The organism is Bradyrhizobium sp. SZCCHNR3119, assembly GCF_032487775.1.
Lineage (GTDB): Bacteria > Pseudomonadota > Alphaproteobacteria > Rhizobiales > Xanthobacteraceae > Bradyrhizobium.
Genome location: NZ_JAUEUV010000001.1, coordinates 1,224,768 through 1,237,953, shown reverse-complemented (window position 1 = coordinate 1,237,953; position 13,186 = coordinate 1,224,768). Strand labels below are relative to the sequence as shown.

At 65.3% G+C, this 13,186-nt stretch carries 9 protein-coding genes and 1 pseudogene; 2 read left to right on the top strand and 8 right to left on the bottom strand.

Features of this window, described 5'->3' with window-relative positions:
- Nucleotides 1-67: 67 nt before the first annotated feature.
- Nucleotides 68-904: an XdhC family protein gene (locus tag QX034_RS05990; protein ID WP_315769565.1), complete on the top strand. Its 837-nt coding sequence runs from the start codon at nt 68-70 to the stop codon at nt 902-904.
- A 54-nt stretch (nt 905-958) separates the two neighbouring features.
- On the opposite strand, the gene QX034_RS05985 is transcribed toward QX034_RS05990, so the two are convergent.
- Nucleotides 959-2,560 (bottom strand): FAD-dependent monooxygenase, encoded by a 1,602-nt coding sequence (locus QX034_RS05985; protein WP_315769567.1) that lies wholly within the window; start codon nt 2,558-2,560, stop codon nt 959-961.
- Between the two features lie 94 nt (nt 2,561-2,654).
- Nucleotides 2,655-3,440: an IclR family transcriptional regulator gene (locus QX034_RS05980; RefSeq protein WP_316195066.1), complete on the bottom strand. Its 786-nt coding sequence runs from the start codon at nt 3,438-3,440 to the stop codon at nt 2,655-2,657.
- Nucleotides 3,441-3,586: 146 nt separating this feature from the next.
- Here QX034_RS05980 and QX034_RS05975 point away from each other — a divergent pair, with 146 nt between their 5' ends.
- Nucleotides 3,587-4,930 (top strand): MFS transporter, encoded by a 1,344-nt coding sequence (locus tag QX034_RS05975; protein WP_316195065.1) that lies wholly within the window; start codon nt 3,587-3,589, stop codon nt 4,928-4,930.
- Nucleotides 4,931-5,043: 113 nt separating this feature from the next.
- Here QX034_RS05975 and QX034_RS05970 read toward each other — a convergent pair whose 3' ends face one another.
- The 6 genes and pseudogenes from QX034_RS05970 to QX034_RS05945 form a co-directional block, all read right to left on the bottom strand.
- On the bottom strand, nt 5,044-6,138 hold the full coding sequence (locus QX034_RS05970) for an HWE histidine kinase domain-containing protein (protein ID WP_315766696.1): 1,095 nt from the start codon (nt 6,136-6,138) through the stop codon (nt 5,044-5,046).
- Nucleotides 6,139-6,418: 280 nt separating this feature from the next.
- Nucleotides 6,419-7,243: a carbohydrate ABC transporter permease gene (locus tag QX034_RS05965; RefSeq protein ID WP_315704925.1), complete on the bottom strand. Its 825-nt coding sequence runs from the start codon at nt 7,241-7,243 to the stop codon at nt 6,419-6,421.
- Nucleotides 7,240-8,178: a sugar ABC transporter permease gene (locus QX034_RS05960; protein ID WP_315704924.1), complete on the bottom strand. Its 939-nt coding sequence runs from the start codon at nt 8,176-8,178 to the stop codon at nt 7,240-7,242. The genes QX034_RS05965 and QX034_RS05960 overlap by 4 nt, the downstream gene beginning before the upstream one ends.
- Nucleotides 8,175-9,490, bottom strand: a pseudogene (locus QX034_RS05955) (ABC transporter substrate-binding protein). Before QX034_RS05955 ends, QX034_RS05960 begins: the two are co-directional and overlap by 4 nt.
- Before the next feature lie 142 nt (nt 9,491-9,632).
- Nucleotides 9,633-10,865, bottom strand: coding sequence for a benzoate/H(+) symporter BenE family transporter (locus tag QX034_RS05950; RefSeq protein ID WP_315727615.1), 1,233 nt, complete (start codon nt 10,863-10,865; stop codon nt 9,633-9,635).
- 1,249 nt (nt 10,866-12,114) lie between these two features.
- Nucleotides 12,115-13,068 (bottom strand): ribose-phosphate pyrophosphokinase, encoded by a 954-nt coding sequence (locus tag QX034_RS05945; RefSeq protein ID WP_315704921.1) that lies wholly within the window; start codon nt 13,066-13,068, stop codon nt 12,115-12,117.
- Between the last annotated feature and the right edge of the window lie 118 nt (nt 13,069-13,186).

Sequence of the window (13,186 nt, the reverse complement as noted above, 5' to 3'; positions counted from 1 at the left end):
AGGGGGGAGGGAACGCATTTCTGATGCCTCGACAGTATGCCTCGAACGACCTGCGGAGCAGGCGCCAATGACCGCCATCCCCGAAGTGCTCGATCTCGCCGCGCAGCTGAAGGCGTCGGAGGAAAGCTTCGTGCTCGCCACCATCGTGCGCACGGTGTCGGTGACGGCGGCGAAGGCAGGGGCGAAGGCGATCATCCGTCCCGACGGCACCATCGTGGCGGGGTGGATCGGCGGTGGCTGCGCACGCGGCGCGGTGCTGAAGGCTGCGCGCGAGGCGCTGGCCGACGGCATCCCGCGCATGGTCTCGGTGCAGCCGGAAAACCTCCTGGCCGAACTCGGCGTCAAGGCTGGCGAGACGCGCCTGGGCGTGAAGTTCGCCAGCAACATGTGCCCGAGCAAGGGCACGATGGACATCTTCGTCGAGCCGGTGTTGCCGCATCCCTCGCTGGTGATCTTCGGCGCCAGCCCGGTGGCGCTGTCGTTGGCTGCGCAAGCCAAGCCGCTCGGCTATCACGTCACGCTGGCCGCGCCCGCATCCGACCTCGTCACCGCGCCGGAAGCCGATATGGTGATCGACGGCTTTGCGCTCGATCGGCTCGGCGATGCCAAGCGCTTCGTCGTCGTCTCGACGCAAGGGAAGGGCGACGAGGCGGCGCTGCGGGCGGCCATCGCCACCGATGCGACTTATCACGCCTTCGTCGGCAGCCGCCGCAAGATGGCCGTCTTGCGCACCAAGCTGATCGCCGAGGGCGCAAATCCTGCTGATCTCGACCGCGTCAAGGCGCCCGCCGGGCTCGATCTCGGCGCCATCACGCCGGAGGAGATCGCGATGTCGATCCTGGCGGAGATGACGATCGAGCGGAGGCGGGGGCAGCGCAGCGCTCATGCCTCCCCGACCGGTTAGAAAGAGCCACCATGCGCTTCGCGGCAGGGCGATGTCGCGCGGTCTTCGCGCAGCTTACATCATCTTTCCGCCGATCGCGCGCTGCAGCAGGCGCCTTGGCTCTTCGCTGGACACATCGTCGCCGGCCCAGGCCACGAACTGATCGGGCCGCACCAGGATCAGGCGGGCCTCATATCGCTCGCGGCCATTTGTTGCGGTGTCGTTGATGACCTTCAGCGGCACGCGCAGGTCCGCGGCCGCCTTCGCGAAGTGGGAGGCCGCGTCGCCGGCGCCGAGTGCGATCAGCGTGAAGCCTTGGCCCAGCTCCTCGAACACGTTCCTGCCCGATGACAGCTTCTGCGGCGTCAGGTGATGGCCGGCACGAGCGGCATAAGCATGGTTGCCGATCGCGCTACTCACGGCGCCCGGCGCTCCCCACACGATCGGCGAGCCCTCGTAGTTCGGCTCGAATGCGTTCACCTCGGCGCGCGCGCCGGACTGCCGCTCGCGCCAGGCCGTCTCGAAATCGGCGCGGTCGCGGGCCGGATCGTGGCTGCGGAGGAAGTCGCGGTCGGTGAGGATCGATTTCTCGATGAAGTCGCGTGCGGTGGAAGCGAACACCGGCTGCCGCTCGGCGCTGTAGCTGTCGAGCAGGCCGGCCTCTGCCCAGCCCTGCAGCCGGGCGGCCAGCTTCCAGGACAGGTTGACGGCATCCTCGAGCCCGCTGTTGACGCCATAGCCGCCATAGGGTGGATGGCTGTGGGCGGCGTCGCCGGCGATGAAGATGCGCCCCGCGCGATAGCTGTCGGCGATCGCGAAGCGCAGATCCCAGAAGCCGACATGCTCGAGCGTGACATCGAACTCGGCGCCCGCGGCCTCGTGCAGGAAGCGCTTGAAGTCGAAATTGTTGCGTGTCGTGTCGGCCGGCACCGGCGCATGGAAGAACCAGGTCGAGCCGAGATCGACGCGGCCGAAGAACTTCCAGTAGCCGTCAAGCGCCGGATGCAGCACGTTGTAGAATGACTTGCCGGGGTAGCGCGCCAGCAGTTCGTGCAGGCCGTTGGAGCGGAACACCAGCAGCACCATCAGCCGATCGTGGTCGGATTTCGTCTGGGTGATGCCGGCCTGCTCGCGCACCAGCGAGCGGCTGCCGTCGCAGCCGACCACGTACTCGGCGTGCAGGATCCGCTTGCCGCCGTCGCGATCGGCAATCTCGACCTCGGCATCGTCAGCGTTCTGGTGGACGGCGGTGCAGGTCCAGCCATAGAGCAGCTCGATCGCCTCGATCTCCGCCGCGCGCCGGCGCAGCACGGCTTCGGTGGCGTATTGCGGCAGCCGTTCGTTGTCGGTGAAGTAGAACGGCCGTACCAGCTCGCGCTGCAGCCAGTCATAGTTGTAGCCGCTGAGCAGCGAACCATAGGCGGTGAGCCCGCCGATGCCGTACTCGCGCGGGATGGTGCGCGCGGCGCGCAGCGCATCTTCCGCACCCCAGACATGGAAATGCTCCATGGTGCGCTGGGTCAGGTTCTGGCCCTTCGGGATCTGCTGCGGCTCGGTGTAGCGCTCGACGACGACCGACTTGATGCCGCGCAGGCCAAGATCGATCGCGAGCCCGATGCCGACCGGGCCGCCGCCGACGATCATGACAGGCGTTTTTGGGTGCGCCATCATCCGCATGCGTCTCCTCTCTTCGCGCGCCGCGGTCATTCCGGTCTGCCGGGCGCTCCGGTGCTTCACATGCCGTCTGTCGCCCGATGCGTCAATAAGAATCTCATATATTGAGATTTTGAATGGATTCGTCGAAGGCTTCTGTCCCGATCAGCCGAGCCGCCTCGCACACCTCCGTGCTGATCCGGTCGATCAGCTCGCCATTCGCCTGTTGTCCGCCGATGGTGACGCAGAGGCTGGCCACCGGATAACCGGCATCGAGGATCGGTGCGGCGACACCGACTGCGCCAGGCGTCACTTCGCCGAATGCCACCGCGACGCCGGCGCGCCGGATGCGCTTGAGCGCGGCCAGGATGTCATCCGGCGTCCTGCCGACGCCGACCTGGCGGAGATCGTCCGCATAGCGGCCGATCAACGCCATCAGTTGCGGCTTCGGCAGGAACGCCATGATCGAGCGGGCGATCGCGCCGCGTCCCATCGGCATCGGCCGTCCGCGCGGATAGCTGCTGATGGGATTGGGGGCGGAGGACTGTGAGGCGACGCACAGCATTTTGTCGCCATACCAGCGCACGACCAGCGCGGTGCAGGGATGGGCAGTGGTGAGGCGCGCCAGATGCGGCGTGGCCGCTGCGACCAGAGGGTCGGCGCGGCGGCTCAGGTAATCCATTTCGACAACGCGCGGACCGAGCGTCAGGCGGCCTCCCCGTGTCGACATCAAAAGCCCGATGTCCTTCAGGCTCTTCAGATAGCGATAGAGCGTCGGCCTGGTGTAGCCGAGGTCGCGCATCAACTCCTCGGGCGTCCAGAGCGGGCGGCTCTCACTGAAGAGGTCGAGCAGCGCCAGCACTCGATCCTGACTGTTGGTCTTCTTCAACGCCTGCCTCACCATGTCTCACGCCGCCGTCCTGATACCCGGATTTGCGGGTTCGCGAAAATGCTCGCGGCTGACGGCTTGTGTTGAATAAAATCTCATAATAAGAGATTTGAGACAAAAATCGATAACAGGCCGGCAGGCCACGGGGAAGGACGACGCGGATGGATCTCGACGTTAGGGCGAGGGCGGCAGCTGTTATCGACGTGCCGGAGACCATCGACCGTTTGCCGGTCGGTCCCTTCCAGATCCGCGTGCTCCTGATTTGTGCGGCGGTCCTGTTCGTCGATGGGTTCGACACCCAGGCCATTGGCTACGTCGCGCCGGCTCTGGCGCAGGAATGGAAGCTGACGCGCGGCGCGCTCGGGCCGGTGTTCAGCGCCGGCCTGTTCGGCCTCATGATCGGGGCCATGCTGTTCGGTACGATCGCCGACCGGATCGGGCGCAAGCGGATCATCGTGCTGAGCACCGCCGCATTCGGTGTCGGCACCTTGCTGACGATGCTGGCGCAGGATGCGACCTGGCTGATCGCGTTTCGTTTTCTCACCGGGCTTGGCCTTGGCGGCGCGATGCCGAACGCGGTGGCGCTGACCTCCGAGCTCAGCCCGCACCGGCGCCGCGCCACCATGGTGATGACGATGTTCGCAGGCTTCTCGATCGGCGCTGCGCTCGGCGGCCTGCTCGCAGCCGCGCTGATTCCCGCCTTCGGCTGGCGTTCGGTCTTCCTGGTCGGCGGGCTGGTGCCGCTGGCGTTGGCGCCGATCCTCGGCGTCGTGCTGCCGGAATCGATCCGCTATCTCACGCTGGTCGGCGGGCGCGACCGCGAGGTCGCTGCGCTGTTGCGGCGGGTCGCGCCGACGGTCGAGGTCGCACCCGACGCCCACTTCGTCGTGCGCGAGCCGAAACTGCCGGGTCTGCCGCTCGCGCATCTGTTCGCTGAGCATCGCGGCCGGGTGACGCTGCTGCTCTGGGTCGTCTTCTTCATGAGCCTGCTCGATCTCTATCTGTTGTCGAACTGGCTGCCGACCGTGCTCAACGATCTCGGCACCTCGGTCTCAGTTGCTGCGGTGATCGGCGCCATGCTGCAGGTCGGCGGCGTGGTCGGCACCTTCACGCTCGGCCGCGTCATCGACCGCTTTTCCTTCCAGGCGCTGGCGATCGTCTATTTCTGTGCGGCGCTAGCGGTCGCGGCGATCGGCTTCACCAGCCATTCGACCGGCTTCGTCACGGTCGCGATCTTCGCCGCCGGCTTCTGCATCGTCGGTGGTCAGATCGCCGCCAACGCGCTGACGGCGACCTATTATCCGACCGCGATCCGCTCCACCGGCATGGGCTGGGCGCTCGGCATCGGCCGCATCGGCTCGATCGTCGGACCGCTGGTCGGCGGCGCGATGCTGGCCGCCAAGGTCGGCGTCGACATGTTGTTCACGGCGGCGGCGATCCCGGCGCTGATCGCGGCCGTTGCGGCATTCGCGCTGATGCGTGCCACGCTGCCTGGCGAAGGGTGAGCGCAGACAGCGCAGTTGACGTCGTCGATGCTGAATGGATGAGCGGCGAAGGCGCCTCGGCATTGGCTCGTATTGCGCTGACAGGCGGCACGGTGTTGCGGCCGTTTCGCCTGTCAGCTCGTGAGCGGCAGGTCGAACCTCACCTTCAGCCCGTCGGCGGCGAAGTCGCGCGTGACTGCCCCGCCGAGCGCGGGGCCGAGAATGCGCTCGAACAGCAGCGAGCCGAAACCGTTGCGGGCCGGCTGCGTGACCTGAGGTCCGCCGCTCTCTTGCCACGACAGCTCGAGGCGGCCGCTGTCGAGCCTCCAGCCCAGCGTCACGCCGCCGGCATCGTTGGAGAGTGCGCCATACTTCACCGCGTTGGTGACGAGCTCATGCAGTCCCATCGAGAGATAAAGCGCAATACCCGGAGCAAGCTGCACCAAAGGGCCGTCGACCGCGATGCGCTCGCATTGCAGCGGCGCCAGCTCGGCCTCCACAAGCTCGTCGAGCGTGATCGCCTCACGGCCGCGATCGAGCGCCAGCGCGTGGCTGCGCGTCAGCGCCGCGATGCGGCCGCGCAGCGCCTCGCCGAAATTCACGAACGTCGCGTCGGCGCGGACGCTGAGAGCGATGATGCTGTCGACCAGGGCCAGCGTGTTCTTGACGCGGTGGTTGAGCTCGTGGACCAGCAGGCGATGGTGTTGCTCGACGGTCCGTCGTCGCGCATTCTCGGCGCGCAACGCGATCTCGTCCATCACGATCTCGCTGAGTTCGGTGAGCTGGGCGATGTCATCCTCGCTCCAGGCACGCGGGACGTGGTCGATGACGTAGAGCGCGCCGATCACCTCGCCTCCCGACAGCTTCAAGGGAACACCCAGATAGGCGATCACCCCGGGGACAGGCACGGCAAGATGGTTCTTCACCAGAGGATGCTGGCCCGCATCGGTGACGACCAGCGGCGCTGCTGTGCTCACGACGTGCTGGCAGAAGGAGTGATTCAGTGGCGTCTCCCGCAACGAATTCCACGGCTCGCACAGGCCGATCGAGCTCTTGAAGAATTGCCTGTCGCGATCGACGAGCGCGATGATCGCGGCCGGCGCCTGCAAGAGCCGCGTCGCGAGGCGCGTGACACGATCGAAGCCCGGCTCGGGCGGAGTGTCGAGCAGGTCCGTCTGCGACAGGCTGGTCAGTCGGTCCGGCGCGGGAGAGTCACGATCGGGGGGCATGCTGGACTTCGTCGGGCGGTTGAGCCGATGCGGACATGCCGCACGAGGACCGAGCCGGATACCCCATCCGGCATTGGACGGTCGTGCGGCGCGGTTTACTTCGGCTCGAACGAAGCCGGCACGGAAACAGGATGAAACCTTCGAGGCGAGTGTCCGCACGTCAGGCGCGCGGGCCGAAACTCGATTCCATGAGGAACAACCAAAAGGCAGAGTATGGCCTGACCAAGGCAGCTCCGACCTTCTTTCGCGCGCTCACGCTGGCATGCTGTATACGTGGTTCTCAGCCACCCTTGACGGCACCCGCCGTGAGCCCCGCCACGATCTGTCGCTGCGCGAACACGGTGAGCAGCAGCACGGGCGCGGTCACGATCAGCGCGGCGGCGGCGAGCGGGCCCCAGCTCAATTGGTCGAACGAGATCATGTTGTAGACCGCGACCGGCAAGGTGCGCGTCTCGCGCCCCGCCAGCACGATGCCGAACACGAAGTTGTTCCAGGAGAAGATCACGGACAGGATGAAGGCGACCGCCAAGCCGGGCTTGGCGACCGGGAGCGCTACATGACGGAATACCTGCCACCGCGTGGCGCCGTCGATCCTTGCCGCCTCTTCCAGCTCGATCGGCGTGGTTTCGAAATAGCCGATCATGATCCAGATCACGATCGGGACGGTGACCACGAGATGGATGATGATCTGCGGCACCAGCGTGCCGAGCAGGCCGAGCCATTGGAACAGGAGAAACAGCGGGATCAGGTAGGACAGGCCGGGCGTGATGCGTGCGATCAGGATCACGATGGCGGACTTGTGCGCCGCCATCCGCGCGATGCCGTAGCCCGCGGGCACGCCGACCAGCATCGCCAGCAAGGTGGCGCCGCCGGTGACCAGCACGCTGTTCTCGAAATAGGTCAGGAAGCGGTTGGAGGCGAGCACGTCGGCATAGTTGCTCCAGGCGAACCGCTCAGGGATGAAGACCGGCGGATAGGCCGCGTTGTCGATCTCGAACTTCACCGACAGCGACAGCATCCAGAGGAAGAACAGGATCGCGGGCGAGACGATCACGAAGACCGCCAGCGCCAATCCGATCCGAGCGAGGATCGCGCGCCCGTTCATGCCTCACTCCCGAGCGCGTTCCACTGCGCGCGTCGCCGAAGCAGCAGGAGCAGCGCGGTCAATGCGACGATCAGCGCGAAGAAGACGACCGCGATGGCGGAGGCATAGCCGAGATCGTAATAGGCGAAGGCGACATTGTAGAGATAGAGGTTGATGGTCTCCGAGGCGGTGCCGGGGCCGCCTTGGGTGATCGCGAAGATGATGTCGAAGCTCTTCACCGCGTCGATGCAGCGGATCATCGCGGCGATGAACAGGAACGGCATGATCAGGGGCAGGGTGATGTAGCGGAACATCTGCCACGGGCTGGCGCCGTCGATCTGCGCGCTTTCGTAAGGCTCGGTCGGCAGCGAGGCGATGCCGCCGAGCACGATCAGCATCACCAGCGGAGTCCATTGCCAGGTCTCCACCAGCACCAGCGAGGGGATCACGGTGGCCGGGTGAAACACCCAAAGCTGCGGCGGCAGGCCGACCAGCGACAGCAGGTAGTTCAGCACGCCGAGCTGGGGGTGGAACATCATGGTCCAGACCAGCGCGATCGCGACCGGCGTCGCCATCATCGGCATGATGAACAGCGCCCGCAACAGCCCCCGGCCCGGAAACCTGGCGTGGAAAACCACGGCCGCGAAGGTGCCGAAGACGAGCGGCAGCAACACCGAAAGCGCGGTGTAGGACAGCGTGTGCCCGACCGCCTCGACGAAGCGCGGGTCGGCCGGCAGCCGCAGGTAATTGGCGGCGCCGACGAAGATTGTCGGCGAGCCGACCTTCCATTCCTGGAAGCTCATCCAGATCGTGAACAGCCAGGGGAAGATGATCACCGACAGCACGACGACGAGCGCCGGGAGCACGAACGGCCAATAGGACGGCGGCCGCCACTGCTGCTCCGGCACGGTGACGTGCTCTGCTATGCCGGAGGCCTGTTCAAGGACCGTGCTCACGCCTTCTCGCTGCGCTCCAGGATCGGGCGATACTGCTCATGCGCCTTCTTCAATTCGCTCGCAGGATCGGCGCCGGAGAGGGTTGCGGTCAATGCGGCTCCGACGATGTCGCGATATTCGGCGACCGGGATCACGACGGGCAGGCCGAGCTTCGAGATCTTGGCGGAGTCGATCACCGACTGCAGCCATTCCTTCGGCAGCTTCACGCCGTTCTGCACCTCGGCATCGTTCAGGATGGAGTTGCGGAACGGCACGCCGCCGCCAGCCTGCAGCAGCCGCGCGCCTTGCGTCTTGGAGACGATCCATTGGCAGAGCAGATAGGCCGCCTCCTTGTTCTTGCTGGCTGCCGCGATGCCGATGCCATCGCCATAGGTGGCGGAGTACTGTCCCTTCGGTCCTGCCGGCACCACGGTGTAGCCGACCTTGCCGACCACGCGCGAGGCGTTCGGGTCTTCCAGCGGCGGCGCCCAGCCGACGCCGTCGATCCACATCGCAGAGCGGCCTTGCGTGAAGGAGGCCATCGACTCCATCCAGTTGAAGCCGGCGACGCCAGGCGGTGCGCTCGTCGTGAGCAGCCTCTGATAGAGCTTGGTTGCTGCAACGGCTTCCGGCCCGTCGCTCAGGATGTTGCCTTTGTCGTCGAGGAATTCGCCGCCATAGTTGAGATAGAAATTCGTCCACAAGGTCATGTTGGCGTTGCGAAGGCCGCGGCCGACGAAGCCGAAGGTGCCGTTCTTGGCATCCGTCAGCTTCTCGGCAGTCTCGGCCATCTCGTCGAGTGTCTTCGGCACCGCGACGCCCTTCTTCGCGAACAGCTCCTTGTTGTAGTAGAGGATGAAGTAGTCGACCGACCACGGCAGCGACAGCATCCGCCCCTTGTCGTTCTTGGCGTAAGCCAATCCAGCTGTTGAGAAATCGCTCTCGACAAGATCCGGCGCGGTGAGGTTCGGGTCCTTCATGTAGTCGGTGATGTCGGCCAGCCATCCGGCCTTCTCGAACTGCCGCTTCTGCACGTGATAGCTCAAGTGAACGACGTCGAAGCTCGGCTTGCCGGAGGAGAGCTCGATGACGACCTTCTGGCGCTGCTGCTGCTCGGGAATCTGCTCGGACTCGACCTCGATGCCGGTCAGTGCGGTGAATTCCTTGAGGTACTTCTGCACATTGTCGCCACGCGGCCCCTTGATCAGCATCGCCTCGAGTCGGGTGCCGGCGTATTTCTTCCACTGCGGCTCGGCCCAGGCCGGCCGGTCAGCGCCAATGCGCCCGCCGTTGCCGTGCCCGCAAGCATGTTGCGGCGCGTGATCGCTGTCATGGTGTCCTCCCCAGGATGTTTCTTGTTTGGCTGGGAAGTGTAGCGCGATCCAGCGGCGCTGCAACTGCGCCTTGCCTGCGAGTTTGGGGATGCAACGGTTGAGCGTGATGCGGCGAAGCCGGCCGTGAGGAAAACGGATGGCTCAGCTCTGCGCTTCAGCCGCGAAGTCGGCCCGTTCCAGCAACCACGAGAGCGCGAACCCGCCGACGAGACCCCAGAATGCGGCACCAATATTCAGCAGCGGCACGTCCGCGACCGTGACCAGGAAGGCGATCAGCGCACCCAGCGAGAAGCGGGCCTTGAACGCGGTCACGAACGCCGTCTGCAGCACGCGCAGCATGGCGAGCCCCGCGAGCGCGGTGACCAGGGATTTCGGCGCGATCAGCAGCAGGCGGGTGAAGGTCGGCGCCAGCAGGCCGAAGCCGAGTGCGAGCAGGCCGACGAACATCGCCGCTGTGTAGTGACGCTTGCGCTCGCCGCCAGAGACGACGATCGCATTGGTCGGCCCAGTCAGGCAGGTGGAGACACCTCCGACCACGGCAGCGAGCGCCGAGCCGAGGCCGCAGGCGACGGTGACGAGATTGACCGGTGGCGTGTGACCCGCGGCCGTCAACACCGCAAAGCCCTGGCCGTTCTGCACCACGAGCACGGTGACCGCGAGCGGCACGATCAGCTCGATCATGGCGGCAAGTGACCAGGACGGTACCTGGATCACCGGCGTGATCAGCTCGATCCGCAGCGCTGCGCCCTGATCGTATGTCCCGAGCAGCAGGGCGGCCAGCGTGCCGACGACGAGCGCGCCGATGATCGGCGGGCAGCGGCGGCCGAGCGCGGGCAGCGCGCTCAGGACGAGCCAGACCACGATCATCGGGCCGGCGATGGCGACATCAGTGAAGACGGCACGGACGAGATCGAGGCCGAAGCGCAGGAACACGCCGGCGACCATGCCCATCACGATCGGCATCGGCACCAGCTGCATCGCGCGCTTGACCCAGCCGGTCAGCCCCAGGACCAGCATCAACAGCGCGGTTCCGTAGAATGCGCCCACGACCTGCGGGAAGGTGAGATGCGTCAGCGACTGACCGACCAGCACCGTGCCGGGAATGGTCCAGAACAGCACCAGCGGCTCCCGATGCAGCCACGACAGGACAAGGGTGATCAGCCCGTTGATGAAGAACACGCCGAAGATCCAGGATGCGATCTCCGCTTGCGACAGACCGCCATTGGCGCCGACGGACAGGATGATGGCGACCGGCCCGGTGATGGCGAACAACCAGCCGATGAAGCCATGCGAGGCGTAGAGCGGGCCGAAATCATCGGCGATCCGGCCGAGGCCGGGCAGTGGTCCCGCGGGGCGTTCGATAGCGCTGAACATGAGGGCAGGGCTCTCGCGGTGTTCTTATTGTTGTCCGGGGCAGATCGTGGGATGTTGTGAACCAACCTAAGTGGGTGTGCAAGGCGCGGTGCAGACGCCCGCGCTTGGCGATCGTCATTTCGAGGAGTGACGGGGAGCAAGAGTGAGCTTCACTGCGAACCGATGAAGATGTCCTCGGGTTTTTCCAATCCGCGGCTTGGCGTCATTTGCTGCGGCCACGTGTTTCGTCGCGAGGGTCGTATTCGATATGCTTTGCATGAATCCGACGGCTGGAAATTCATGTGCGGCGAGAATGATCATTACTGCGCTGCAGACGGTCATTTTGTTCATGTCGGCGGGTTGCTCCAGTTCGATCCGAGTTTGCATGACATTTCGGACCTGCCTGCAGGGTGCAAAGCCGAGCGGACGGATGGCGCGTCGCCATGGGTTCGAACCCCATGAGTTGGTTTATGAGGATACGTCTCCGCGCCTTCGTTGGTGCATGCCTGCGTGAAGAGGCTCTCGCGCGACACGGTCGAACTTAGCAGACGATCTCTGCCCGGCGGGCAAATCAGGTCGCTTCGCGAAATCCTGTCCAGCCCTTCTGGAAGAAAGAAATCGCTTGGCGATTTCGGCAAATCAGCATTATGGTCGCGACCGTTCCGTTGCGTCGGAAGGGGACGTATCGCGGTCGTCACGGACGTCGGCAGCGGGATGCGGTGGGCGGGTTCGGGTTGCAGCGTGAGTCATTTGCGCCGACGAACAACCCGGCACGCACGGTCAAGTCGCGCGGTCCTGGCACCCCGATGCTGGTGTCACGTTTGCGACGACGCTCGCGCGTCGCGCAGGCAACGGTGGCTAACAAGCCCGGCGCACCGGGGAGAACGCGAAGCAGCCGTCAAAACCATCGCGCAGGGAAGGCCGGGTGTTTTCGGCCAGACCTGTGGTACCTGCCGCCTGCATTTTTTTGCCGCAGGCGGGCCACGGGCGCGGCCAGCGCCCGGCCTTCCCTGCACCCTCCACCTTATGAGGGTGACGCTGTGAGCAAAGCTCGGACGCGAAACGCGCCGCGAGATCGTGGAAGTTCGTCTGAAATGCTGATCGTGGTTGTCGGGCTGGACGTGGAGACATCACCCCACCCTGCCTTACGTTTCGCTGCGCTCCTCGTGAGGCGCCCCTCACCCTCCAGGGGAGGGGCGGCCAAATCGAGAGGCTTGCGCGCGAGGAGAATGGTCCGAGGAGGACGCGTGACCCTGTCAGGAAAACAGCGTCAGTCGAACAGGCTCGAGACCGACTCTTCTGCCGCGGTGCGGCCGATGGCTTCGGCAATCAGCGGCGCGATCGGCAGGGCGCGGATGTTCGGTGCATTGCGGACCGCTTCGGTCGGCATGATGGAGTCGGTGATGACGAGCTCCTTCAGCCGCGAGGAGGTGATGCGGCTGACCGCGCCGCCCGAGAGCACGCCATGGGTGATATAGGCGTAGACCTCCTTGGCGCCGTTGGCGAGCAGCGCGTCGGCCGCATTCACCAGGGTACCGCCGGAATCGACGATGTCGTCGACCAGGATGCAGGTGAAGCCGGCGACGTCGCCGATCACGTTCATGACCTCGGACTCGCCCGCGCGCTCGCGGCGCTTGTCGATGATTGCAAGCGGGGTGTTGATGCGCTTGGCAAGGCCGCGCGCGCGCACCACGCCGCCGACGTCGGGCGACACCACCATCACCTTGGCGAGATCGAAGCGCTCCTTGATGTCGCGCACCATCACCGGCGAGGCATAGAGATTGTCGGCCGGAATGTCGAAGAAGCCCTGGATCTGGAGGGCATGCAGGTCGAGCGTCATGACGCGGTCGGCACCGGCATGCGTAATCAAATTGGCGACGAGTTTGGCCGAGATCGGCGTGCGCGAACTGGATTTACGATCCTGCCGCGCATAGCCGAAATAGGGCACCACCGCGGTAATGCGGCGCGCCGAGGCACGGCGCAGCGCGTCGGTGATGATCAGGAGTTCCATCAGATGATCGTTCGCCGGATAGGACGTCGACTGCAGGATGAAGACGTCGGAACCGCGGACGTTTTCCTGGATCTCGACGAAGATCTCCATGTCGGCGAAGCGCCGGACCACAGCCTTTGTGAGCGGCAAGTCGAGTTCGGCCGCGATTGCGCTCGCCAATGCTGGATTGGAATTGCCGGCGACCAGTTTGATGGAGCCGTTCTTGGCCGACATCGAGATTTCTCCTCGCGCTTTGCTGGAGACAATATTCAGCATATCGGGCTACCCGTGGAACCGGCAATGTTGGACGCGCGAGGTGATATCAAGGACATAGCGCGGCTGGCAACCCGCG

Excerpts from the sequence above, each read along its gene's own strand:
- QX034_RS05945 (WP_315704921.1), bottom strand. The coding sequence starts at position 13,068 with ATGTCGGCCAAGAACGGCTCCATCAAACTGGTCGCCGGCAATTCCAAT.
- QX034_RS05980 (WP_316195066.1), bottom strand. The coding sequence starts at position 3,440 with ATGGTGAGGCAGGCGTTGAAGAAGACCAACAGTCAGGATCGAGTGCTG.
- QX034_RS05975 (WP_316195065.1), top strand. The coding sequence starts at position 3,587 with ATGGATCTCGACGTTAGGGCGAGGGCGGCAGCTGTTATCGACGTGCCG.
- QX034_RS05985 (WP_315769567.1), bottom strand. The coding sequence starts at position 2,560 with ATGCGGATGATGGCGCACCCAAAAACGCCTGTCATGATCGTCGGCGGC.
- QX034_RS05990 (WP_315769565.1), top strand. The coding sequence starts at position 68 with ATGACCGCCATCCCCGAAGTGCTCGATCTCGCCGCGCAGCTGAAGGCG.
- QX034_RS05970 (WP_315766696.1), bottom strand. The coding sequence starts at position 6,138 with ATGCCCCCCGATCGTGACTCTCCCGCGCCGGACCGACTGACCAGCCTG.
- QX034_RS05965 (WP_315704925.1), bottom strand. The coding sequence starts at position 7,243 with ATGAACGGGCGCGCGATCCTCGCTCGGATCGGATTGGCGCTGGCGGTC.
- QX034_RS05950 (WP_315727615.1), bottom strand. The coding sequence starts at position 10,865 with ATGTTCAGCGCTATCGAACGCCCCGCGGGACCACTGCCCGGCCTCGGC.